The 23,429-nt window shown below is 67.0% G+C and carries 23 protein-coding genes and 1 tRNA gene; 6 read left to right on the forward strand and 18 right to left on the reverse strand.

Annotated features, from left to right (window positions below; genetic code table 11):
* Positions 1-151 precede the first annotated feature (151 nt).
* The 6 genes from OVY01_RS08010 to OVY01_RS08035 all read right to left on the reverse strand — a co-directional run bounded on the left by OVY01_RS08010 (position 152) and on the right by OVY01_RS08035 (position 5,888).
* A complete protein-coding gene (locus tag OVY01_RS08010) occupies positions 152-772 on the reverse strand; it encodes a 50S ribosomal protein L25/general stress protein Ctc (protein WP_267846935.1) in 621 nt (206 codons plus the stop codon).
* Between the two features lie 190 nt (positions 773-962).
* A complete protein-coding gene (locus tag OVY01_RS08015) occupies positions 963-1,934 on the reverse strand; it encodes a ribose-phosphate pyrophosphokinase (RefSeq protein ID WP_267846936.1) in 972 nt (323 codons plus the stop codon).
* A gap of 114 nt (positions 1,935-2,048) precedes the next feature.
* Positions 2,049-2,124, reverse strand: a tRNA-Gln gene (locus tag OVY01_RS08020).
* A 155-nt stretch (positions 2,125-2,279) separates the two neighbouring features.
* Positions 2,280-3,197, reverse strand: a complete 918-nt coding sequence (gene ispE, locus OVY01_RS08025) for a 4-(cytidine 5'-diphospho)-2-C-methyl-D-erythritol kinase (RefSeq protein ID WP_267846937.1) — start codon at positions 3,195-3,197, stop codon at positions 2,280-2,282.
* A gap of 88 nt (positions 3,198-3,285) precedes the next feature.
* Positions 3,286-3,960 carry a lipoprotein insertase outer membrane protein LolB gene (lolB, locus tag OVY01_RS08030; protein WP_432422227.1) on the reverse strand — a complete coding sequence of 225 codons (675 nt, stop codon included), beginning with the start codon at positions 3,958-3,960 and terminating at the stop codon, positions 3,286-3,288.
* Positions 3,961-3,965: 5 nt separating this feature from the next.
* On the reverse strand, positions 3,966-5,888 hold the full coding sequence (locus tag OVY01_RS08035) for a tetratricopeptide repeat protein (protein ID WP_267846939.1): 1,923 nt from the start codon (positions 5,886-5,888) through the stop codon (positions 3,966-3,968).
* Positions 5,889-6,175: 287 nt separating this feature from the next.
* On the opposite strand from OVY01_RS08035, the gene mutM reads away from it, so the two are divergent.
* Both mutM and mutY read left to right on the forward strand, forming a co-directional pair.
* Entirely contained in the window at positions 6,176-7,006 is an 831-nt protein-coding gene (gene mutM, locus OVY01_RS08040; RefSeq protein ID WP_267846940.1) for a bifunctional DNA-formamidopyrimidine glycosylase/DNA-(apurinic or apyrimidinic site) lyase, read from the forward strand.
* A 24-nt stretch (positions 7,007-7,030) separates the two neighbouring features.
* On the forward strand, positions 7,031-8,128 hold the full coding sequence (gene mutY / locus OVY01_RS08045) for an A/G-specific adenine glycosylase (RefSeq protein WP_267846941.1): 1,098 nt from the start codon (positions 7,031-7,033) through the stop codon (positions 8,126-8,128).
* 18 nt (positions 8,129-8,146) lie between these two features.
* On the opposite strand, the gene OVY01_RS08050 is transcribed toward mutY, so the two are convergent.
* The 11 genes from OVY01_RS08050 to OVY01_RS08100 form a co-directional block, all read right to left on the reverse strand.
* Positions 8,147-8,785: an LON peptidase substrate-binding domain-containing protein gene (locus tag OVY01_RS08050; protein ID WP_267846942.1), complete on the reverse strand. Its 639-nt coding sequence runs from the start codon at positions 8,783-8,785 to the stop codon at positions 8,147-8,149.
* A 17-nt stretch (positions 8,786-8,802) separates the two neighbouring features.
* Positions 8,803-9,705: an RNase adapter RapZ gene (gene rapZ, locus OVY01_RS08055; RefSeq protein WP_267846943.1), complete on the reverse strand. Its 903-nt coding sequence runs from the start codon at positions 9,703-9,705 to the stop codon at positions 8,803-8,805.
* 92 nt (positions 9,706-9,797) lie between these two features.
* Entirely contained in the window at positions 9,798-10,766 is a 969-nt protein-coding gene (gene hprK / locus OVY01_RS08060) for an HPr(Ser) kinase/phosphatase (protein ID WP_267846944.1), read from the reverse strand.
* 32 nt (positions 10,767-10,798) lie between these two features.
* The gene (locus OVY01_RS08065; protein ID WP_267846945.1) at positions 10,799-11,275 is read right to left on the reverse strand and encodes a PTS sugar transporter subunit IIA; all 477 of its coding nucleotides are present in this window, start codon (positions 11,273-11,275) and stop codon (positions 10,799-10,801) included.
* A gap of 359 nt (positions 11,276-11,634) precedes the next feature.
* Positions 11,635-11,988: a ribosome hibernation-promoting factor, HPF/YfiA family gene (gene hpf / locus OVY01_RS08070; RefSeq protein ID WP_267846946.1), complete on the reverse strand. Its 354-nt coding sequence runs from the start codon at positions 11,986-11,988 to the stop codon at positions 11,635-11,637.
* Between the two features lie 88 nt (positions 11,989-12,076).
* Positions 12,077-13,615 carry an RNA polymerase factor sigma-54 gene (locus OVY01_RS08075; protein ID WP_267846947.1) on the reverse strand — a complete coding sequence of 513 codons (1,539 nt, stop codon included), beginning with the start codon at positions 13,613-13,615 and terminating at the stop codon, positions 12,077-12,079.
* A gap of 144 nt (positions 13,616-13,759) precedes the next feature.
* Positions 13,760-14,587, reverse strand: coding sequence for an LPS export ABC transporter ATP-binding protein (lptB, locus tag OVY01_RS08080; RefSeq protein WP_432422194.1), 828 nt, complete (start codon positions 14,585-14,587; stop codon positions 13,760-13,762).
* Entirely contained in the window at positions 14,584-15,270 is a 687-nt protein-coding gene (gene lptA / locus OVY01_RS08085; protein ID WP_267846948.1) for a lipopolysaccharide transport periplasmic protein LptA, read from the reverse strand. Before lptA ends, lptB begins: the two co-directional genes overlap by 4 nt.
* A gap of 2 nt (positions 15,271-15,272) precedes the next feature.
* Positions 15,273-15,881, reverse strand: a complete 609-nt coding sequence (lptC, locus tag OVY01_RS08090; protein WP_267846949.1) for an LPS export ABC transporter periplasmic protein LptC — start codon at positions 15,879-15,881, stop codon at positions 15,273-15,275.
* 2 nt (positions 15,882-15,883) lie between these two features.
* Positions 15,884-16,435 carry a KdsC family phosphatase gene (locus tag OVY01_RS08095; protein ID WP_267846950.1) on the reverse strand — a complete coding sequence of 184 codons (552 nt, stop codon included), beginning with the start codon at positions 16,433-16,435 and terminating at the stop codon, positions 15,884-15,886.
* Complete coding sequence (locus OVY01_RS08100; RefSeq protein WP_267846951.1) at positions 16,435-17,430, reverse strand: KpsF/GutQ family sugar-phosphate isomerase; 996 nt, start codon at positions 17,428-17,430, stop codon at positions 16,435-16,437. The genes OVY01_RS08095 and OVY01_RS08100 overlap by 1 nt, the downstream gene beginning before the upstream one ends.
* Before the next feature lie 318 nt (positions 17,431-17,748).
* On the opposite strand from OVY01_RS08100, the gene OVY01_RS08105 reads away from it, so the two are divergent.
* The 4 genes from OVY01_RS08105 to purU all read left to right on the forward strand — a co-directional run bounded on the left by OVY01_RS08105 (position 17,749) and on the right by purU (position 22,318).
* Positions 17,749-19,740 carry a monovalent cation:proton antiporter family protein gene (locus OVY01_RS08105; RefSeq protein WP_267846952.1) on the forward strand — a complete coding sequence of 664 codons (1,992 nt, stop codon included), beginning with the start codon at positions 17,749-17,751 and terminating at the stop codon, positions 19,738-19,740.
* A gap of 46 nt (positions 19,741-19,786) precedes the next feature.
* Positions 19,787-20,356, forward strand: coding sequence for an adenine phosphoribosyltransferase (locus tag OVY01_RS08110; protein WP_267846953.1), 570 nt, complete (start codon positions 19,787-19,789; stop codon positions 20,354-20,356).
* Between the two features lie 29 nt (positions 20,357-20,385).
* Positions 20,386-21,366 (forward strand): NUDIX hydrolase, encoded by a 981-nt coding sequence (locus tag OVY01_RS08115; protein WP_267846954.1) that lies wholly within the window; start codon positions 20,386-20,388, stop codon positions 21,364-21,366.
* Between the two features lie 61 nt (positions 21,367-21,427).
* Entirely contained in the window at positions 21,428-22,318 is an 891-nt protein-coding gene (gene purU / locus OVY01_RS08120; protein ID WP_267846955.1) for a formyltetrahydrofolate deformylase, read from the forward strand.
* 21 nt (positions 22,319-22,339) lie between these two features.
* Here the strand turns inward: purU and OVY01_RS08125 are convergent, their stop codons facing one another.
* The gene (locus OVY01_RS08125) at positions 22,340-23,389 is read right to left on the reverse strand and encodes an AI-2E family transporter (protein WP_267846956.1); all 1,050 of its coding nucleotides are present in this window, start codon (positions 23,387-23,389) and stop codon (positions 22,340-22,342) included.
* Between the last annotated feature and the right edge of the window lie 40 nt (positions 23,390-23,429).

Genomic DNA, 23,429 nt, shown 5'->3' on the forward strand with positions numbered 1-23,429 from the left:
AAAAAACCCGCCGTGCAGCGCGCGGCGGGTCGGATCGGAGCATTGTCCAGCGGCGCCAGGCGCGCTCGGACACGTCGGATCGAGGCAGGGAAGAGCAGGTCCGGGGCCAGCGGGCTTTGACACCCGCAGTCCGTCGGACTCAGCGAATCGCTCAGGCAGCCGGTGCGGCTTCGCTGTCGTCGGCTGCCGCGTCTTCCGCGGACAGGATCGCCGCCGGTGCCGTCGCGGTGACGATCACCGGGTTCTCCTGCGCGAAAGCCGGTGCCAGGGTCACGCCCGTGGGCAACTTCACTTCCTTCGCATGCACCGATTGACCGATCGTGAAATTCGCGAGGTCGACTTCGACGAATTCCGGCAGGGCGGACGGCAGGCAGACGATGTCCAGGTCATACAGCACGTGCGTGATCACGCCGCCACTCAGCTTGACCGCCGGGGAGCCTTCCTGGTTCAGGTAGTGAACCGGCACCTTCGTGTGCAGCACGCGCGATGCATCGACGCGCAGGAAGTCGACATGCAGAACCAGCGGCTTGAACGGGTGGTATTGCACGTCGCGCAGCAGCACTTGCTGGCTCGCGCCGTCGCCGACCTTCAGGTTCAGGATCGAAGCGTGAAAAGCCTCTTTGCGCAGGGCGTGGAACAACGCGTTGTGATCGAGCTCGATCACTTGCGGTTCGCCGGTACCGTAAACGATGCCGGGGGTCTTGCCTGCGCGGCGCAGGCGGCGGCTCGCACCCGTTCCCTGTGCACTGCGCTCAAAAGCGATAACGTCCATCGTGTTTCTCCAGAAACCGCCCGCGACCAGGCGGTGTATCGGGCTCGTCGCCGAGCCCTTTGAATGAACGGTCCGGACCTTCGTTCGTCCGGACCGACTGTTCCTTCCGGCCGCGAGCGGCGAAAGGGGGCAATGCGGGAAATGCGAAATGGCGGCGCGGAAACCTGCGCCGCCTCGTCCGGCGTCTCGATCAGAGCGTCGGCATGTACTCGCCGTCCGCGAACAACGACAGCACCGAGTCGCCGCGGCGGATGCGCGAGAACGTTTCCGCCAGCAGGCCGGCGCTCGTCAGGGTGCGGATCTTCGGGCAGCTGCGGGCTTCCTCGCTCAGCGGAATCGTATCGGTGATCACCAGTTCGTCGAGTTCCGACGCCGCGATGCGCGCGCCGGCACCGCCGGACAGAACCGGGTGCGTCGCATAGGCGAACACCCGCAGCGCGCCGCGTTCCTTCAGGACCTGTGCCGCCTTGCACAGCGTGCCGGCGGTGTCGACCATGTCGTCCATGATCACGCAGTTGCGGCCTTCGACGTCACCGATGATGTTCATCACCTCGGCGACGTTCGCCTTCGGGCGGCGCTTGTCGATGATCGCGAGATCGGTATTCAATTGCTTGGCCAGCGCCCGGGCACGCACCACGCCGCCGATATCCGGCGACACGACCATCAGATTGTCGTAGTTGCGCTTGCGCAGGTCGTCCAGCAGCACCGGCGTGGCGTAGATATTGTCCACCGGGATATCGAAGAACCCCTGGATCTGGTCCGCGTGCAGGTCCATCGTGATGATGCGGTTCACGCCGGCGATCTGCAGCATGTTCGCGACCACTTTCGCGGAGATGGCGACGCGCGCGGAGCGGGGACGACGATCCTGGCGGGCATAGCCAAAATACGGGATGGCGGCGGTGATCCGACCTGCCGACGCGCGTCGCAGCGCGTCGGTCATGATCATCAGTTCCATCAGCGTGTCGTTCGTCGGCGCGCAGGTGGACTGCAGCACGAAAACGTCCTTGCCCCGGACGTTCTCCATGATTTCGACCTGAATCTCGCCATCGGAGAACCGGCTGACCATGGCTTTGCCGAGCGGAATGCCCAGGATCTTGACGACTTCCTCGGCGAGACCAGGATTGGCATTGCCAGTGAAAACCATCAGGCCTTCGTTCATCATGTACCTGCTTGGGGGTGTCACTTGGATGGGGACGAGAGTGTTGCGCTGGCTGTATGAACAGCAGGCCCGAGCGTAAGGGCTGCTGCCTTCGACTCGCGTGATGCGATGAAATCTTGGCAGGGGAGGAAGGGATCGAACCTTCGCATGCCGGAATCAAAATCCGGTGCCTTAACCGCTTGGCCACTCCCCTACGACCTTCGATGATGCGCGCCGCTTGAACGTCTGCCGAAAGAACCGCTTTCACAGTTTTTGACGTTCAGTGCTTCGCTTCTTTCGGCGCAGATTGTACGCCGGAACAACCTTTTTGACAAGAACTTTCAAGCTTCGTTTTGTCGAAATGCTTCGCTACCGTGCCATGTCGTGAAGCGGGTGCGTTTCCAGTCCGGCCGCCACCACGCTCTTCCAACTGCCGCCCGGGGGCAAGGTCGCCTGTGCTGCGAGCGCCTCCTGCCGATCGGCAAAGGAAGCAAACACGCTCGCTCCCGATCCCGACATCCGGGCCGGCGCGATGCCCGAAAACCATCTCAGCACCCGCGCCACCTCGGCGTATTTCCCCGCGACCACCGCCTGCATGTCGTTGCGCCCGAAGAGGCGCTGACTGCCAGCGGGTCTTTGTGCCCCGAGAAAGTCCGTAATTGTGATGGGTTTCGAATCGCGTGTCAAATCCTTTGCGCTGAAAACTTCCGCGGTGGGCACGTGCACCGGCGGCGTGACGATCAGGAAATGGGCGGCTGGCGTGGGTACCGCCTGCAATGCCTCACCCACGCCTTCGGCGAACGCATTGCGGCCGAAGACGAAGAACGGGACGTCGGCGCCGAGGCGCAATGCCAGTGCCTGCAAGGCCGTGCGTGGCAGCGACAGCCCCCAGAGGCGGTTCAGCGCCAGCAGGGTGGTCGCCGCGTCCGAGCTGCCGCCTCCCAGACCGGCGCCCATCGGCAGGACCTTGTCGACGGTGATGTCCACGCCGTAGCGGCACCCGGTATGCGCCTGCAGCAGGCGCGCGGCGCGTACCGTCAGGTCGAACGCTTCCTCCACCCCGGGCAGCGGCATGAGCCGCACGATCAGGCCGTCGTCGCGCCGGGTGAAATGGAGCCGGTCGCCCCAGTCGACCATCTGGAAAACGGTCTGCAGGGCGTGATAGCCATCGGCGCGACGGCCGGTAATGTGCAGGAACAGGTTCAGCTTGGCCGGGGCGAGACAGTCATGCAATGCGTCCGGGTCGCCGGCGCCGGCCGGCGTGGCCGACAAGGTGGATTCAGTCATGCGATGTCGCGTGTTCCTGGCAGATGTCGTGCGCGTGAAACGGGGTCGTGCGCGGCTGCCGGCCGGTAGGCCGGAAGGGCAAAGCGCGTCAGGGGTTGATCACGAGTTTGACTTCGAGCGGCGCATCGGTGTTCAAGCCCTTGCGTGCCAGATTCATCCGGCGGACCGCCGTGGGATGGCCGCCGGTCGCATCGGTGACCCCGGCCGCCGCCGCGTCTGCAAAGGCGACGTAGTCGATCTGCCAGCCATCCTGGACGATTTGCGTGATGCGCCCGTTCGCATCGGTCGTGGTCTTCGCGTGCGACTGGGGCGCGGCCTGGTCCTTCAGCCAGTAGCGCAGGCCGCTGACCGGCATCGGAAAGCCGAGTGACGCCTGCATCAATTCCTCGACGTTCGAGGCGGTGCGGGGCGCCTGGTTCGGCAATTCGAGCGTGGCGCTGGTGGGCGTTGCGACGACGATCGCCAGCACGCTGCCCAGCGGATTGCGCAGCGACAGCGTGACCGCGTCCGCCTGCTCGTCCCAGGAGAAGTTGCCGTAGGCGTTGCGGGTTTCGCCGTTCGCATCCGGGTAGCGGACCGCGAAGCGGCCCTGGTATGCGGTCGCCGTGCTGGCGCGCGCGGTCGCCACCTCGGTTTTCTGCTGCGGGGTCGCGCAGCCGGACAGAAGGGCGGCACCGGTGGCCGCCAGCAGCAGGGTCGCGCCGGCCGCCGTGCGGGTCAGCGCACGACGCATGGCGGGACCGGTCGGGTTGCGGAGGAGCATGTGCGTCATGGCGTGGGAGCGAGCTTGAGCTGATCGAGCGTGCGGATCAGCGTGGGGTCGGTGGGATCCATTTGCTGTGCCGCGTGCAGCGCCTGGCGAGCCTCGTCCTGCTTGCCCTGACGCCACAAAACCTCGCCCAGATGCGCGCCGATCTCCGCATTGGGCTGCGCCTGATAGGCGCGGCGCAGCAGATCGACCGCGGCGTCCTTGTCGCCCATCCGGTATTTGACCCAGCCCGCGCTGTCCATGATGTAGGCGTCGCCGGGTGCCAGCGCGAGCGCCTTCTGCACGAGCTTGTCCGCTTCGTCCAGATGCTGATTGCGGTCCGCGAGCGAATAGCCCAGGGCGTTGTACGCCTGGGCATTGTTCGGGTCGACCACGATCAGACGACGCAGTTCGTTCTCCATCAGGTCGTAATGGCCGTTGCGCTCCGCGGCCATCGCGTAGTCGTAGATGACGTCGGGATTGTCCGGTACGAGTTCGAGCAGCGACGCGAGCTTCTGCTCGGCCTGCGGATAGCGGCCCGCCTGCATCAGCACGGCAGCTTCCGCGCGGCCCAAGCCGACGGCCTCGCGCGCGTTGCGCGGCTGGACCGCGGCAAGCGTCGCGCCGGCCTGATCGTATTGCTTCTGCGAGGTCTGCAACTGCGCGCGGGCGATCTGCGCGGCCACATACTGGCTGCTGCCGCGATCGACCTTGCCGAGCCAGTGGTCGGCGGTGGCCAGTTCCTTGCGGTCCGCCGCCATCTGCGCGAGATAGAGATAGGCCGGACCGGCATCGACGCGCTGCGCGTCGGGCTGCTGATCGGCGACGTCCGCGTAGGCGACGAAGTACTTCTCGGCGTCGCGTTCCTGCTTGTTCTGCATCGCGATCAGGCCGAGCGCCAGCAGCGGCGCCGGATCCTTCGCGTTCATCTTGCGCATTGCCTCGAACTGCTGGCGCGCCGGGTCGAGCTGGTTGTCGGCCAGATAGAGCTGCGCGAGCAGGAAGCGCGGGTTGCGTTCGTTCGGATGCTGGGCCGTGTAGTCCGCGACGATGGCGATCGCCTGGCGGCGTTCGTCGCCGCCCATCTGCGCGAGCATCAGGGCGGCGGGTTCGTAGTCGGGCTTGAGCTTCAACGCGGCCAGGAACGACGCGCGCGCGCCGGGGGCGTCGTTGGCGACGATCTGCTGACGGCCGATCGCCGTGTACGCCTCGGGCCGCTGCATGTCGTCCCGCAGCAACTCGCGCAGCGCGTGGATGCCGCCGATACGGTCCGAGCCGCGCGCGATCAGCAACTGCAGCGACAGGATCGCGTCGCCGCGTTGCGCATCGGGCACCGCGGCGAGCTGCCGGGCAAGCAGCGGGCGCGCTTCGTCCAGATAGCCGTTGAGCACCAGCAGCGACGCGTCGAGCTGCGCGGCCTGCGGGTCCGACGGGGCATACTGGTGCCACAGTCGGGCCGCCGTCAGGGCGTCGGGAATGCTTTGCGCGCCGACGGCGATCTCCGACGCGCGCTGCGCCATGCGCGGATCCTGCGTATCCCGCGCCAGCGCCAGATAGGTCTGGTAAGCCGGCGCGACCTGCCCGCGCTGCAGCGCGATTTCCGCCGCCAGCACCTGGAACATGATCTGACTGGTCAGCTCGCGGTTGGGCAGATCCGGCTGCGCCGCGGTGGTGGGCAGCAAACGGGTGCGCACCGCGGCCCGCGGCGCCTGCGCCGGAACCGTCATGCCCCCCGAGTCCGATGGGCCCGCGGGCGGCTGCTGCGGCTGCGCCTGGGCACTCGTCGCGCCCATCTGCGCGCAGGCGGCCAGCGGCACGCAGAACGCCGCGGCGACGGCCAGGGCCACCGTTCTCAGCGAGCCGAAGCCCGAGGCGAATGACGATGCGGACGATGGCGCAAGCGACGCCGCGGTCGCCGCGGGCACGATCGGGTCCTGATGCATGTTCCGCTTGGGATCCGGTGTGGAATCAGGTGTGGCGAAAGGAAGGTTCATATGATCCGGGCTTTGTTTATTCGATTGTATCGCGACAACCACGTCAACATCCGATTCGCCGAAAACCGCCGCCATCGGGAGCGCGGCGAGCGAACTTCGTGCGGCGCTGGTACATTGTCGGCCTGCGGATCGGCGCGGAGATCGGACTTGCTGCCCGGGACGCGATTCGGGCGATGCTTCGAACCGCGCTTCGAACCGCGATGCGCGCAACCTTTCCCTGGACCTGGATCTGGATCATGCCTGAACTGCCGGAAATCGAAGTCACGCGGCGGGGCATCGAACCGCACGTGAGCGGGCGCCGGATCGCGCGGGTCACGGTGCGCGCGCCGTCGCTGCGCTGGCCGATCCCGCCCGAGCTCGCGCAGCTCCTGGGCGACCGGGTGATCGAGCGCGTCGCGCGCCGCGGCAAGTACCTGCTGCTGGAAACCGACGCCGGCTGGCTGATCCTGCATCTGGGAATGAGCGGCACACTGCGCGTGCTGACGGGCAGCGAGCGCGAGACCCCGGTGGGACGGCACGACCATGTCGACTGGGTGTTCGACGAGGTCATCCTCCGGTTGCGCGATCCGCGCCGTTTCGGCGCGGTGCTCTGGCATCCCCGCGCCGCCGGCGACGTGCTGCTGCACCCGCTGCTGGCCAGCCTGGGCGTCGAGCCGTTTTCCCCGGAATTTACCGCGGACCTGCTGTTTCGCCGCACGCGCGGCCGGTCGGTCGCGGTCAAGCAGGCGCTGCTGGCGGGGACGATCGTCGTCGGCGTGGGCAACATCTACGCATCGGAATCGCTGTTCCGCGCCGGTATCCGGCCGACGCTGGCGGCCGGCAAGGTTTCCCGCGCGCGCTACGAGCGGCTGGCGGTCGCCGTGCGCGACATCCTGGCCAAGGCGATCGAGAAGGGCGGCAGCACGCTGCGCGACTTCATCGGCAGCAGCGGCGAGAGCGGCTATTTCCAGATCGAGCACGCCGTGTACGACCGTGCCGGACAACCCTGCCGCGTCTGCGGCACGACGATTCGCAAGATCGTCCAGGGGCAGCGCTCGACCTTCTATTGCCCGGTCTGCCAGCGGTGACGTGTGCCGCCCTCCAAGGAAACCATGATCGCCCATGAAGACTTCGCGCCGCGCCTGCTGGCCTGGCAGCGTGCGCACGGCCGGCACGATCTGCCGTGGCAACGCACGCGCGACCCCTACCGGATCTGGCTCTCGGAAGTGATGTTGCAGCAAACGCAGGTCGCCACGGTGATCCCGTACTACGCGCGCTTTCTGGCGCGTTGCCCGGATGTGGCCGCACTCGCCGCGTTGCCGGACGACGATGTCATGACGCTCTGGAGCGGCCTTGGCTACTATTCGCGTGCGCGCAATCTGCATCGATGCGCACAGCAGGTGATGACGCGCTTCGGCGGGCGTTTTCCCGAAAACGCCGTCGATCTCGCGAGCCTGCCGGGCATCGGCCGTTCCACCGCCGCGGCCATCGCGGCCTTCGCCTTCGGCAGGCACGAAGCCATTCTCGACGGCAACGTCAAGCGCGTGCTCGCGCGCGTGTTCGGCATCGAGGGCTTCCCCGGCGAGAAACGCATCGAAACGGCGATGTGGACGCTGGCCGAATCGCTGCTGCCGATGCCGCCGCGGGGCGTGTCCGCCACGCCGTCCGACGACGACATGAGCCGCTACACCCAGGGTCTGATGGATCTGGGCGCGACGCTGTGCACGCGGGCGAATCCGGACTGTCCGCGCTGCCCGTTCGCGGCCGATTGCGTCGCCAACCTGACGCACCGCCAGCGCGAACTGCCCACGCGCCGTGCGCCGAAGGTCACGCCCACGCGGCGCACCGTGATGCTGATCCTGGAGGCGGAACCGTTCGTGCTGCTGCACCGCCGTCCGCCGACGGGCGTCTGGGGCGGCCTGTGGAGCCTGCCCGAGGTCGAGGACGAAGCGCAGGCGCGGGACGTGGCACGCGAATTCGGCGGGCAGCCGGAGAGCTTCAGCCGGCTCACGCCGTTCGTGCACGCGTTCACCCATTTCCGCCTGGAAATCGCGCCCGTGCGCATCGCCTGCGGCGAACCGCAGGGCGGACGCCTGCTCGGCACGCCGGACGCGCCGGTGGCGTGGGTGGACCGGCGGGATCTGGACCGGTACGGCCTGCCGGCGCCGGTGCGACGGATACTGGATGCGCTGCACGGCTCGCTGATCTAGGCGGTGCGCGAAGACCCGTCAGAGAAGCTGATTGCGGCGCATGTACTGGTGGACGATGTCGAGCCGCGCGCCCGCGTCCTCGAGTTCCATCAACTGTTGCCGGGCCTTGATGGAAATCGGCAGCACCTCGGCGAGACGGTTGCTGACCCAGGTCGCGTCGTCGAGCCGGTAGGGCGCGATGAAAGGCAGGCTGGCGCCGCTCCCGCCCTTCTCGCGTTCGCCGAGCGTATCGATGATCCGTCCGAGCACTTCGGCGCAGGAGGCGAGCTGGAGGGCGCTTTCCGCCGTCTCGGCGGGAACGTCGTCGCCCACCGGTTCGACGATGCCGCGCAGCAGGCCGTTCTTCTCGGTGTGCGAGGACAGCAGGCGAAAACGCCGGCTGCCCCGGCAGCGCACCAGAAGCACGCCGAGCTGTTCCATATCGCAATCGACGATGTCCGCCAGACAGCCGACCGCTTCCGGGATCGGCACCTGTCCTGCCTGCGTCACCTCGGTGCCACTCCTGAGCAGACAGACACCGAACGGCGTGTTCTTGCGCAGGCATTCGCCGACCATGTCGACATAGCGCGCCTCGAAGACCCGCAGCGGCAGCAGGCCGTCGGGGAAGAGCACGGTTCCCAGGGGAAACAGCGGCAGGTCGGCGAACGGGGTATCCATGGCGGGTTCGGGGCCAGTCAGTGGCGCGGCGCGGGGGAAGGGGTGTCGACAGCGTCGACGGGAGCAATTTCGCGGTGCCGGAGGATGACCTGGTCCGCGCCGCCGAAGCGTCGGGCGAGCGTTTCGGCGATGAAGACCGAGCGGTGCTGTCCGCCGGTGCAGCCGATCGCCACGGTCAGGTAGCTGCGGTTGTCGTCGCGGAAGCTCTGCAGCCATTTTTTCAGGAAAGCGGAAATATCCTCGATCATCTCGTGGACTTCCGGGATGTCCGACAGGAAATCGATGACCGGCTGGTCGCGTCCGGTCAACGGCCGCAGGGCCGTGTCGTAATACGGATTCGGCAGCGAGCGCACGTCGAACACGTAGTCCGCGTCGAGCGGCAGCCCCTTCTTGAAACCGAACGACTGGAACATCAGCGTCAGGCCTTCGTTCTGATGCTCGGCGAAGGTGCGCACCCAAGCGCGCAGCGTGTTCGCCCGCAGGCTGCTGGTGTCGAGCTGGTGACCCAGTTCCGTCAGGCCGCTGAGCAACTCGCGCTCGCCCTCGATCGCGTCGGCGAGCGACGATTCGCTGCGCGGCAGGGCTTCGCCCGACGAGACCGACAACGGATGGCGGCGGCGCGTTTCCGAGAAGCGGGCGATCAGCGACTGGGTGCTCGCGTTGAGGAACAGGACGCGCGTCGTGTGGCCGCTGGCACGCAGGTCGTCGAGCATGCGCGCGATGTCGTGCAGCGAGTTGCCGGAGCGCGCGTCGATGGCCACCGCCAGGCGGCTGCAGCCGTCGCTGGCGAGAAAGGCAGCGAGTTCGGGGAGAAACCGGGGGGGGAGATTGTCGACGCAGTAGTAACCGACGTCTTCGAGTGCATTCAACGCCACCGATTTGCCGGAGCCCGAAATGCCGGTGATGAGAATGATGCGCATGGCGATGGTCTGTCCGCAAGCCCTGGAGGGTGTGATGCCCGTTCAATAGTACCCCGCCACATGTCGCCGTGTGTCGGGTCGTCGGTCGCGAATCAGACGAGCTTGCCCGGGTACTGACTGTCCGGGTCCTGCATCGCCTGGCGCTGCCGGTCCATGAAGTCGCGTAACGTGTCGATGCCGCGCAATTGCAGGATCGTGTTGCGCACGGCCGCCTCGACGAGCACCGCCAGATTGCGGCCGGCCGCCACCTGCAGGATGACTTTCGAGATCGGCAGGCCGAGCACGTCGACGGTTTGCGCGTCGAGCGGCAGCCGGTGAAACTCGCCGTCCGGACGGCGCACGAGCTGGACGATCAGCTTGAGCTTCATTTTCCGCCGCACCGCCGTCTCGCCGAAGATGGTCTTGATGTCGAGCAGGCCGAGGCCCCGGACTTCCAGCAGGTTCTGCAGCAGCGGCGGGCAGCGCCCTTCGATGAAATCCGGGCCCAGACGCACGAAATCGACGGCGTCGTCGGCCACCAGCCCGTTGCCGCGGCTGATCAGTTCCAGGCCGAGCTCGCTCTTGCCCAGCCCGGAATCCCCGGTGAGCAGCACGCCCATGCCCAGAATGTCGAGGAAGACGCCGTGCATCGTCGCGCGTGGCGCGATGATGCGCGACATGTACAAGCGGAGCGTGTCGATGACGGCGGCCGAGGACAGCGGCGTGGTAAAGAGCGGCGTCGACGAGCGGGTGCAGCGCAGTACCAGTTCGTCGGGTATCTCGGTCGAGCCGGCAACCACCAGGAAGGGCGGTTCGAGCGCGATCAGTTCCGCCATGTGCCGCGACCGGGCTTCGTCGGTCTGGCGCTGGTAGTACAGCAGTTCCGCGTCGCCCAGCACCTGGATCCGGTTCGGATGGATCATGTTCAGGTGGCCGACGAGATCCGCGCCGGACGTGGCGTTCGCCACCGTTTCCGGGGAAAAGCCGCGCTCCCAGCCTTCATGGCCGGTCAGCCAGCCCAACTTCAGCTCCGCGGCGTTGTCGTCGAAGATGCTTTGCGCATTGATGCTGGACATGTCCATGAACCACTAGCTCCACGCAGGACAGCGGCGACTCAGCCTTGCCATTCGGTCAATAGTCGATGCACCGCGCCGGCATCCTGCTCCAGGGCGAGCGCACCGCGTGTGTTCCGGTCCGACAGCAACTGGGCGATTTCGGAAAGGATTTCCAGATGCTGCTGCGTGGCCTGTTCGGGCACCAGCAGAAAAATCAGCAACGCCACGGGCTGGCCATCCGGCGATTCGAACGGGATGGCTTCCTGGAGGCGCACGAAGGCGGCGAGCGGCTGCTTCAGCCCCTTGATCCGCCCGTGTGGAATCGCGACGCCCTCGCCAAGCCCGGTCGAACCCAGCCGTTCGCGCGCGAACAGGTTGTCGGTGACGGTGCTGCGGGCGATGCCGTTCTGATTTTCGAAAATCAGACCGGCCTGTTCGAATACACGCTTTTTGCTGGTCACGGACAAGCCGAGGACGACATTTTCAAGCGGTAACAGTTTGGCTAGACGATTCATTGTGAAAGGCGGGAACCGCATCTCGAAAGCCCTGACACGCACCCACTTGGGTCTTTCCAGAACGGCGATCCCTGGCCGATACTCCCCCGAGGATGAACGACATATTATAAGGCAGCACGCACGAATCTTGCGCGCTCGCTGGCGTCAGAATCGTCTCGCTTCGCACGAGGGCGTCAAAAGTAAAGAGCCGACGATGCTGCCGTCGGCTCCTTGCCGCTTCCCATGCTGCCCTGCCGGCCCTTGCGATACTGGGTGCCTGCGAGAGGCCCGTTGTCCGGAGACAGTGCGGGGTGCGGCGCGAACATGGCACCTATGTGCCAAGCCCTTTCAGCAGTGCGTCGAAACGCCGCAAGGTCGACGCGGCGCCACGTTCGCTTGCGTCACGATATCCCCGCCTCGATGCCTTCCGAGCGGTATTTGATCGCATCGCGTGGGTGTCCTTGAAGCCGGTCCTTGTGACGCAGCACCTGACGGTCCAGCTTGTCGACCAGAAGGTCGATCGCCGCATAAAGATCGCCGTCCGCGTTCTCGACGAAGATGTCCCGGCCCTTGACCCTCAGGGTAATCTCGGCACGCTGACGTTTGTCCTTTTCCCGATGATTGTCCATGACAAGCAGGACGGCGGCATCAATCACCTGGTCGTAGTGCCGCAGCACCCGGTCCAGTTTATTGACTACGTATTCGCGCAGTGCAGGGGTAACGTCGAGATGGTGCCCACTGATGGTCAAATTCATAGCTGCTCTCCCATGCTGGGGCCGCACGTTCACCCGTCTCCGGGCAAGGCGTCGCGGCCGGTATGAACCCGGCGCGACATGCACCGGGCTACAAGGACTTGCGCAGATTGACTGCCGGAATGCGGAGCGCTTCCCTGTACTTGGCGACGGTGCGTCGTGCGACGACGAATCCCTGCTCGCCCAGAAGTTCGGCAATCCGGCTGTCCGAAAGCGGCGTTTTCGGGTTTTCGGCTCCTATCAGCTGCTTGATCAATGCACGGATGGCGGTGGACGAGGCCGAACCGCCGGTATCCGTGGAAACATGGGACCCGAAGAAAAACTTGAACTCGAGCGTTCCGGACGGCGTCAGCATGTATTTGCCGGTGGTGACGCGCGACACAGTCGACTCGTGTAGACCTAGCGTATCAGCAATTTCCCGCAAAACCAAGGGACGCATCGCGATTTCCCCATGCGCGAAAAAGTTCTTCTGCCGTTCGACGATCGCTTGCGCGACGCGCAGGATCGTGTCGAAGCGCTGCTGGATGTTCTTGATCAACCAGCGCGCTTCCTGCAATTGCTGCCGCAGCGAGCCGCTGCCGGGGTCGCCGCGGTTGTTGCGCAGGATGTTCGCGTACAGGTTGTTGATTCGCAGGCGCGGCACGACTTCCGGGTTCAGTTCGGCGATCCAGCCCTGGCTGCTCTTGCGCACCAGGACGTCCGGCACCACGTAGTCCGCCTCGGAACTGCCGAAGGCGGCGCCGGGGAAGGGCTCCAGCGAGCGGATCAGGACGTGCGCGTCGCGCAGTTCGTCGTCGCCGACTTTCAAATGGCGGCGCAGCCGGGTGAAGTCGCGCGCGGCCAACAGTTCCAGGTGCTTGCCGACGATCTCGATGGCCAGCGCCCGCGTGGCGGTGTTGTCGAGGCGCCGCAGTTGCAGGGTCAGGCATTCGGACGGCGAGCGCGCACCGACGCCGGGCGGATCGAAGCTCTGCAGCAGGACCAGGGCGTTGTTCAGGTCGTCGATCTCGATGCCGTAGTCGTCCGGGAGCTCGGCGATGATCTCGTCGAGCCCGGTGGTCAGATAGCCGGCGTCGTCGATCGATTCGATCAGGAAGGTCACCAGGGCCCGGTCGCGCTGGTCCACCTGCGTCAGCGCGAGCTGGTCGTTCAGGTGATCGCGCAGATTCGTCTGGACCTCTTCCAGCTGCATCGGCGGCATGTCGTCGTCGTCGCTGGGCGCGCCGGGGCGGGCGTAGTCGTCCAGGCTCCAGCTCGGCCCGTCGCCGCTGCCGTCATCGCGGCCGACCGAATCCAGGCCGCCTGGCTCGCCTTCGGCGCCGCGCTCGGACGTGCTCGTCGCGCCGGATGCGCCGTCGCCGGCTTGGCCGCGGTCGTCATGGTGAGAAGGCGGCTCGGTGCTGGACGGGCCCGGCGAGGCGCCCGGGCCGACGAGCGAGCCGTCGGTGGCCACGCGCATCGATTTGCCGCTCCAGTCGTCCTCGTTTTCGAGAAGTGGGTTCTGGGCGACGGCGGTGGCGACTTCCTGCTGCAGTTCCAGCGTCGAAAGCTGCAACAGTCGGATCGACTGCTGCAGTTGCGGCGTGAGCGCGAGGTGTTGCGATAGGCGTAACTGGAGGCTGGCTTTCATGGTGTCGACAAGTATTGTAGTGGCTTTGTCCCACCGGCGAAACCCGCATGTGGCCAAGCGATGCGTCCCTGGCCTGAGATTTGCTGCGAACGATGCTGTGCGACAACACCCCGTGCGATGCCGCCGCGGCGCACGGCTGCCGTGCTACATCCTGAAATGTTCGCCGAGATAGACGCGTCGGACGTTTTCGTTCTCGATGATGTCCGAGGGCGCGCCGGACGCCAGTACCCGGCCGTCGCTGATGATGTATGCGTGATCGCAGATGCCCAGGGTCTCGCGGACGTTGTGATCGGTGATCAGAACCCCGATGTTGCGGCTTTTCAGAAAGCGGACGATCTTCTGGATTTCGAGCACCGCGATCGGGTCCACGCCGGCGAACGGCTCGTCGAGCAGGATGAAGGCCGGCTCGGTGGCGAGCGCGCGGGCGATCTCCACCCGGCGCCGCTCGCCACCCGACAGCGACAGGGCGGCATTGCCCCGCAGATGGCTGATCTGCAGCTCGTCGAGCAGGGCGTCGGTGCGCGACGCCAGTTCGGCCTTCGACAGGCGGCGGCCGTCGGCGTCGTGCTGCAGTTCGAGAACCGCGCGGATGTTCTGCTCGACGTTCAGCTTGCGGAACACCGATGCTTCCTGCGGCAGGTAGGACAGCCCGAGCTTCGCGCGCAGGTGGATCGGCAACTGCGAGATGGCCCTGTCGTCGAGCAGGATCTCGCCCGCGTCGAGCGGGACCAGACCGACGATCATGTAGAAGGACGTGGTCTTGCCCGCGCCGTTCGGCCCGAGCAGGCCGACGACCTCGCCGCTGGAGACCTCGAGCGAGACGTCCTTCACGACGGTGCGCGCGCCGTAGCGCTTTTCGAGATGCTGGGCGGTGAGCGTGCGGCGCGCGCCGCCGTCGGCGGTGCTGATGGCGGGGCGGCGCGCGGCGCGAAGATCCTGCTGCGTGCTCGGCTGAATGCGCGACGTGCTCACTGCGGGTCCTCCAGCGTCTGTGCCGGCGCCAGGATGCTGCCGGTGGCGCGCGTCTTGCCCGCAGAAGCGGCGGGGGCGGTGGGCGCCGTCGTCGGCGCAATCATGCCGCGTACCCGTCCGCTGGACGTGTTGCCGGGCGTGCCGCCGGATGTCGCGGTGTAGAAGCCGGTCTGGCCGTCGTAGCGGATCGTGCTGCCGTGCACTTCGTCGATCGTCGTCGTGAGCCCCTGCAGCCGGCGCGCGACGGCCTGTCCGACCAGTGTGGAAACGTCGTTCTTGCCGTCGTAATCGATGCGGCGCGCATTGCCCTCGAAGTATTCGTCGACGCCGTCGCGTTTCTCGCGGATATAGGCCAGACCCTTGTCCCGGGTCGCGGTCGCGTACGAATAACCTTCCGGGTCCTGCCGCACCTCGGCGCGGTCGCCGCGCACGATGATCGTGCCTTTCGTCAGTTCGACGTTGCCGGTGAGGATCGTGGTCTGCTTCAGATCGTCATAGGACAGGTGATCCGCCGAATAGATCAGCGGTTTGGAACGGTCGGCCTGCTCGGCCCGCGAGGCCGGCGCGAAGGCCGCCAGGCACGCGGCCAGGCCGAGCGCGAGCCCCGCCGCGGCCTGTCGTCGCCGGGACGGGCGCCGGCAGGCGCGGGGACGGCCGGGGTGGCCTGTAGTGGAATATGTCATCTTCATCGGCTGGTGCCGCCATTGAGTTGCGACGGCGCGATGGAGCCGCGCACTTGTCCGAGCAACTCCGCGTTGCGCGTGGTGTTGGTGTAGATCATGCCGTTCGCTGTGGCGATCGACTGGCCGCGCAGCAGTTTAACCGGCTTTTCGGTTTTGACGACGTCGTCGTTTGCCAAGACGAGGAAATGCTGGGAGTCCGCTTCCATCGGCGGATCCGCCGGCCCCGGCGCGCGCACGATCTTCGCGTCGTCGTAGAGATTGATGATCGAGCCGTCGCTGTTGACCACGCCGCGTCGGGCCGTCGCCGTGATGATTGGCTGGCCGGGCGTGAAAGAGCGCATCGCGGGTGTCGTCAGATCGGTGTTCTGGTCGTCCTCGTAATGCAGCATCGACTGCGCATTCAGGCGGTACTTCGCCGCGCCGGTGGACGCGAGCATCGTCACGGAGATGTCGTCGGCGAAATAGTCCGGCGTGTGCTGGACCTTGTGCTCGACGGGCGCGATGGATGGCTTCAGAGACGACTGCAGCAGCCAGTAGGTCAGGCCGGCGAGGATCGCCATGCCGACCAGGGGCAGGTAGGCGGCGAGGCGCGAAGGCAGGCGGTCGGCCATCGTCAGTCTCCGCAGGCGGCGGCGAGCAGGGCGTCGTAACCGCCACGGGCGCGCAGGATCAGGTCGCAGGCCTCGCGCACCGCACCCTCGCCGCCGCGCGCGGCGGTGACGTGATGCACGCGGGCGAGCACGTCCGCGTGGGCATTGGCCGGCGCGCAGGCCAGGCCGACCCGGCACAGCACGGCGAGGTCGGGCCAGTCGTCGCCCATATAGGCGGCCGCGGCGAACGGCACGCCGGTATCGGCCAGCAGCGCCGCCATCACCTGCGCCTTGTCGTGCACGCCCTGGTGCACCCGCTGGATACCCAGTTCGGCGGCACGCGCGGCGACGCTGCCGGAACGCCGCCCGGTGATGATCGCCACCTCGATGCCGGCGCGTGCCAACTGCTTGACGCCATGGCCGTCGAGTGTATTGAACGCCTTGAGCATCTCGCCCTCGGCGCCGTAGTAGATCCGGCCGTCGGTGAAGACGCCGTCGACGTCGAACGCCATCAGGCGGACCGCCGCGGCCCGTTCGAGCGTGTCGGGGGCCGGCGTGCCGGAAAGAGTGCGCATCAGATTACCTTTGCCCTGAACAGGTCGTGCATGTTGAGTGCGCCCACCAGCCTGCCGGCGGCATCCACCACCAGCATCTGGCTGACGCGGAATGCCTCCATCAGGCGGACCGCCTCGGCGGCCAGCTGGTCGGGGGCGATCGTCTGCGGGCCGGATTTCATCACGTCGCGGATCGCGAGCGCGCGCAGGTCGGGCATGCGGTCGGTGGTGCGTTCGAGCACGCGGCGCAGATCGCCGTCGGTGAAGATGCCCAGCACCTGATTGCGCGCATCGACCACCGCCGTCATGCCGAGCCGCTTCGCGGTGATTTCGAACAGCGCGTCATAGACGCTGGCGTCGGCGGGCACCACCGGCATCTGTTCGCCGGTGCGCATCACGTCCCGCACGAAAGTCAGCAGACGCCGCCCCAGCGCGCCGCCCGGGTGCGAGCGGGCGAAATCCTCGGGGCCGAAGTCGCGCGCGTCGAGCACGGCGATCGCGAGTGCGTCGCCCAGCGCGAGCGCGGCGGTGGTGCTCGCCGTGGGCGCGAGGTTCATCGGACACGCTTCCTTGTCGACGGCACCATCGAGATGCACGTCGGCCAGTCGGGCGAGGCTCGACGCCGGGCTGCCGGTGATGGCGATCAGGTGCGCGCCGATGCGCTTGACCAGCGGCATGATGCGCAACAGTTCCTCGGTTTCGCCCGAATACGACATGCCGATGAAGACGTCGTCCGCCGTGACCATCCCCAGGTCGCCATGGCTGGCTTCCGCGGGGTGCACGAAAAAGGCCGGCGTGCCGGTGCTCGCGAGCGTGGCGGCGACCTTGCGCGCGATGTGGCCCGACTTGCCGATGCCGGACACGACGACGCGCCCGGTGCAGTGCAGCAGCAGCGCCACGGCATCGGCGAAACGGGCGTCGAGACGCGCCGCCACGCCCCGCACGGCGTCGGCTTCGATCCCAAGCACGTCGCGCGCCAGGATCATGGCGCGATCCTCATTGATTTTCGCTATCATCCGCGGAGTATAACAAATGGGCCTGCCGTCGCGCACGGCGCCCCGTGGGGCGGGCGGTTGCGCGGCCGGCGATTTTGCCGGATTCCCTGCCGGATCTTCCCTGCGCGCACGCCGCGCCCGGACCTGCCGGCCACGCCGCGCACCGGCCCGATATGCGCGCCGCGCCGTTCGCCGCCGCAGCCGCGGCGTCGGCGTTTCCCCCACGCCGGCGGCGGCCCGATTATCATATCGGCTCGTTCACGGGGCCTGCCGCTGCCAGCCCCTCGGGCGACGTTCAATCCCCGGCCCTGCCGCTGTTTTTCGAGACGACATTCACCGATGACGACACCGCTGGAACTGACCCTGTCCCTGCTCTTTGCCGCCGTCGTGGGCGTGGTCCTGTTCCGCAGTCTGAATCTGCCGCCGATGCTGGGCTACCTGACGGTGGGCATCCTGGTCGGTCCGCACGCCTTCGGCCTCGCCCGGGATTCCGCCCGCGTCGAATACCTGGCCGAATTCGGCGTCGTGTTCCTGATGTTCTCGATCGGGCTCGAGTTCTCGCTGTCGCGGCTGCGGGCGATGCGGCGCATCGTGTTCGGGCTGGGGGTGGCCCAGGTGCTGGGCACGATCTCGGTGGCGATGCTCGCGAGCATCGCGATCCGTTCCTTCGCGCCGCTGAGCTGGCAGGCGGCGTTCGCGCTGGGCGCGGCGCTGGCGATGTCGTCCACCGCGATCGTCAGCAAGATGCTGGCCGAACGTCTCGAGCTGGAATCCGAGCACGGGCGCAACATCATCGGCGTGCTGCTGTTTCAGGATCTGGCGGTGGTGCCGCTGCTGATCATCATCGCCGCGCTCGACAAGGATCCGAAGGATCTGGCGATGGCGCTCGGGCTCGCCGCGGTGAAGATCACGGTGGCGCTCGCGCTGCTGCTGTGGCTCGGACAGCGCCTGATGCGCGGTTGGCTGAACATCGTCGCGCGGCGCCGTTCGCAGGAACTGTTCATGCTGAACCTGCTGCTGATCACGCTCGGTTCGGCGTTCGTCACCGATTCGCTGGGACTGTCGATGGCGCTGGGCGCCTTCATCGCCGGCATGCTGATCGCGGAGACGCCGTACCGGCACCAGGTCGAGGAAGACATCAAGCCGTTTCGCGACGTGCTGCTTGGGCTGTTCTTCATCACCACCGGGATGCTGCTCGATCCCATGGTGGTCTGGCACCATCCGGTGGCGGTCCTGATCCTGTTCCTGGTCCCGGTGACGCTGAAGCTGGTCCTGATCACCGGGCTGTCGCGGCTTTTCGGCGCGTCGCCGGGCGTGGCGATGCGTACCGGCCTGGGGCTCGCGCAGGCCGGCGAGTTCGGTTTCGTGCTGATGAACCTGATCACCGAGAAGCAGTTGCTGGAACCGGAGATGCGCGACATGATCCTCGCGGCGATGCTGCTGTCGATGCTGGCCGCCCCTTTCCTGATTCAGAACGCGGACCGTATCGTCATGCGCCTGTCGGCCAGCGAATGGCTGATGCAGTCCCTGCAGATGACGCGCATCGCCACGCAGAGCATCAAGACCAGCGGGCATGTGATCATCTGCGGCTATGGGCGCTCCGGACAGAATCTGGCGCGCATGCTGGAGCAGGAGGGAATTTCCTACGTCGCGCTCGATCTCGATCCGGACCGGGTGCGTGCCGCCGCCTCGGCCGGGGAATCGGTGGTCTTCGGCGACGCGGCGCGGCGTGAATCGCTCGTGGCCGCGGGCATCCAGCGCGCCGCCACCGTCGCCATCACCTACGCGAACACGCCGTCGGCGCTGAAGGTGCTGGGGCATGTCCAGGAACTCAACGGCGCGTTGCCGGTGATCGTGCGCACGGTCGACGACGCCGCGCTCGACGTTCTGATCGCCGCCGGCGCCACCGAGGTGATCCCGGAGATCGTCGAGGGCAGTCTGATGCTGGCCTCGCACACGCTGGTGGTGATGGGCGTGCCGATGCGCCGCGTGATCCGGCGGGTGGAGCAGATGCGCGACGAGCGCTACAGCCTGCTGCGCGGCTATTTCCGCGGCGCCGACGATACCGAGGACGAGAACGAGCGCGAGCAGGTCAGGCTACAATCCGTGAAGATGGACTCGCGCGCCGATGCGGTGGGCCGCACGCTGGGCGAACTCGGCCTGCGTCAGCTCGGCGTGGAGGTCACCGCGATCCGGCGGCGCGGCATCCGCGGCGGCGAGCCGGACGCGGCCGCCCGGATCATGATGAACGACATCCTCGTCCTGCGCGGCGCGCCGCCGGCGCTCGCCGAGGCGGAAGAGCGGCTGCTGCGCGAGCATCCGGGCGGCTGAGCGCCGCGCGCTGCATCCCTATCCTGGCATTCTGGAGTTCACCCCCATGGTCGAGCAAGCCGAACGGACGGCCGCGCAGGACGCGTCCCGCATTCGGTCCCATATCCGGTCCCACATCCGCACCGTGCAGGACTGGCCGCAACCGGGCGTCGCGTTTCGCGACATTACGCCGCTGCTGTCCGCGCCGGCGAGCCTGCGCCTGATCGTCGATGCCCTCGTCGCACGCTACCGGGACCAACGCGTGGCGCATTTCGCCGGGCTGGAGGCGCGCGGCTTCATCCTCGCGCCGCTGCTGGCCTACGAACTGGGAGCGGGCTTCATCCCGGTGCGCAAGCAGGGCAAGCTGCCCTACCGGACGCTGTCGCAGAGTTATGATCTGGAGTACGGGCAGGCCACCCTGGAAGTGCATGTCGATGCGTGCGCGCCGGGCGAGCGCGTCGTGCTGATCGACGATCTGATCGCCACCGGCGGCACCATGCTGGCGGCGCGCACGCTGCTCGAACGGCTGGGCGGCGAGGTGCTCGAAGGCGGCGCGATCATCGATCTTCCCGCGCTGGGCGGCTCGGCACGGCTGCGTGCGGCCGGCCTGCCGCTGTTTACGCTCTGCGACTTCTGATTTCCCCACCGTTCGTCACCTCCCGATCCATGTCCGCCTTCTCCGACCTGTATAGCGCCGCGCTGGCCGATCTGACCGATCCGCCCTGCATCGCCGCCGCCCGGCGTTTCGATCCCCGCCGGCACCGGCGTCTGATGATCGCGGCCACGGCCGTTGGCTGGATCCGCGAGGACGACGTCGACGTGCTGCGGCGCTGGCCGGCGGTCTTCACGATCGCGCCGGGAACGGTCACGCTCGCCGCGGCGCTCGATACGCTGGAGGCGCGCAGCGCGGCGTTGGGCGGGGTCATCCAGGCACTCGCCGGGGAAGGGCGCATCACCGGCTGGCGGGACGAGACGTTCGCGATCCGCAACCGCTTCGACGACCCGCCGCTGGCGTTCATCGAGCGCGCCGCGTCGCGTTTCTTCGGCACGATGACCTATGCGGTGCATGTCAACGGGCTGCTGGGGTCCGCGGCCGATGGCGGCGGGGGCAGGGGTTCGCACCGCAGCAAGGACAAGGACGACGGCAACGACGGCAACGACGGCAACGACGGCAGCGCGATGCTGTGGATCGCCCGGCGCAGCCTGGACAAGGCCGTCGACCCGGGAATGCTCGATACCCTGGTGGGCGGCGGCATCGGCTGGGGCTGGGGCATCGAGGCGGCGCTGGAGAAGGAATGCTGGGAGGAGTCGGGGATCGCCCCGGAACTCGTGCGTACCGCGCGTCCAGGGCGTATCCTCCATATCCTGACGGAAATCCCGCAAGGGACGCAGGCCGAGCAGCTCTTCACCTACGACCTGTGGCTGCCGCCGGATTTCGCGCCGCACGCCGAGGACGGCGAGGTCGCCGAGCATCTGTGCGTACGCGGCGAGGAGGCGTTGCAGGCCGTCGCGACGGGGCGCATGACCGTGGACGCGAGCATCACCACGCTCGATTGCGCGTTGCGCCACGGCTGGCTCGACGCCGACAGCCTGCCCGGCTTCGCCCGTTTGATGACAGTGCCGTTGCCGGGACGGGAGGGCGCATGACGTTCTCCAAGCGGCCCGGCCGTAACCGAATACCGAATATTTCGAAGGAAAACGCCTCATCATGTCCCCGCGCCACGACTTCATCCTGACGCTCGCCTGCCCGGATCGCCCGGGCATCGTTCACGCCGTGTCGGGCTTTCTGTTCGAGCGCAGCGCGAACATCCTGGATTCCGCGCAGTTCGGCGACGATCACACCGGCGAATTCTTCATGCGGGTGCATTTCCAGCAGACCGGCGCGGGTGCGCCTGCCAGCGGGGAGAGCAATACCGTCGACACGCTGGCGAGCGCGTTCGCGCCGCTGGCGGCGCAGTTCGGCATGCGCTGGGAACTGCATGGGGCGGCCGTCAAGCCGCGCGTGATGATCATGGTGTCGAAGATCGGCCACTGCCTGAACGACCTGTTGTTCCGCTACCGCACCGGGCAACTGCAGATCGAGATTCCGGCGATCGTGTCGAATCACAAGGATTTCTACCAGCTCGCCGCCGCCTACGACATTCCGTACCATCATCTGCCGTTGCTCGGCTCGGACGACCAGGCGAAGGCGGCGCAGGAAGCGCGGATCGCCGGCGTCATCGACGAGCAGAAGATCGACCTGGTGGTGCTCGCGCGCTACATGCAGATCCTCTCGCCCGCGCTCTGCGAGAAACTGTCGGGCCGGGCGATCAACATCCACCACTCCTTTTTGCCCAGCTTCAAGGGCGCGCGACCGTATTTCCAGGCGTTCGACCGGGGCGTGAAACTGATCGGCGCGACCGCGCACTACGTCACGACCGACCTCGACGAGGGGCCGATCATCGAGCAGGAAGTCGCGCGCGTGGACCACAGCATGCGTCCCGAACAACTCACGGCGATCGGCCGGGACGTCGAGTGCGTGACCCTGGCCCGCGCGGTCAAATGGCATGTCGAGCACCGCATCCTGCTCAACGGCTCGAAGACCATCGTGTTTTCCTGAACGCGCGGCCGTCCGCCTGTCTCAGACCAACTGCTTGATCCGCAGTTCGCGCTTCGCGTAGGCATAGTAGATGGGCGCGGAGACGACGCCGGGCAAACCGAACGCCGCTTCCATCACCAGCATCGCCAGCAGCAGCTCCCACGACTTCGATTCGATCTCCCCGCCGACGATGCGCGCGTTCAGGAAATACTCGAACTTGTGGATCACCACCAGGAAGACGATCGCGGCGATCGTCACCGGCAGGCCGACCGAGAGCGCGACGATGATGATCAGCGCGTTCGAGATCAGGTTACCGACCACCGGCAGCAGACCGACGACGAAGGTCACCAGCACCAGGGTCTTCGACAGCGGCAGCCGGTTGTGGAAGAGCGGCAGGAAGAACAGCAGGAAGAGGCCGGTGAACAGGGTGTTGATCAGGGAAATCTTGACCTGGGCGAAGACGATGCGCCGGAAGGCGTCGGCCACGCGGGTAAAGCGCAGGACCAGGAGCGCCGCGAGCGGGCGCCGATAGCCCGGATCCGACGCGTCCACCGCGACGATCGCGCCCAGCACCATGCCGATCAGGATGTGCGCGACGGTGCGTGCCGCCTCGCGTCCGGCGAGCTGCAGCATCGCCGTGTGCGCATGCAGCCAGGTCGAGACCGCATCGCGGATGTCGTCGATATCGTCCGGCAGGTATTGGTCGGCCCAGTCCGGCAGATGGTCGCGCGCCTGGTCGACGATCTCCATCGCCTTGTCGAGCAGGCGCGGCATCGTGCCGGCGTCGGCCTTGAAGTGGGCCATGCCGAGCAGGGTCAGGGCGGTGAGCGCCGCGACGATCAGGCCGGACAGCACCGCGAGGGCGATCCAGCGCGCGCGCCGCCCCGTCAGGCGGCGCGCCAGACGCGGGGCCAGGGCGTTGACCAGTTGATAGACCAGCAGGCCGGCGAGCAACCCCGGCAGCAGATTCAGCAGGAGCACGAGGGCAAGCGCCGCCGCCGTCATCACGTAGCTGGCGATTTCGAGCCACTGACGGTTGACGGGTGGGGCGGGCGGCTCGCGGGTGGGGCGACCGGTGGGAACTTTAGCCATCGACTTGCTTCTTCTCCGATCTCAATCCGTATTCATCCAT

This window comes from Robbsia betulipollinis (genome assembly GCF_026624755.1).
GTDB classification, from domain to species: domain Bacteria; phylum Pseudomonadota; class Gammaproteobacteria; order Burkholderiales; family Burkholderiaceae; genus Robbsia; species Robbsia betulipollinis.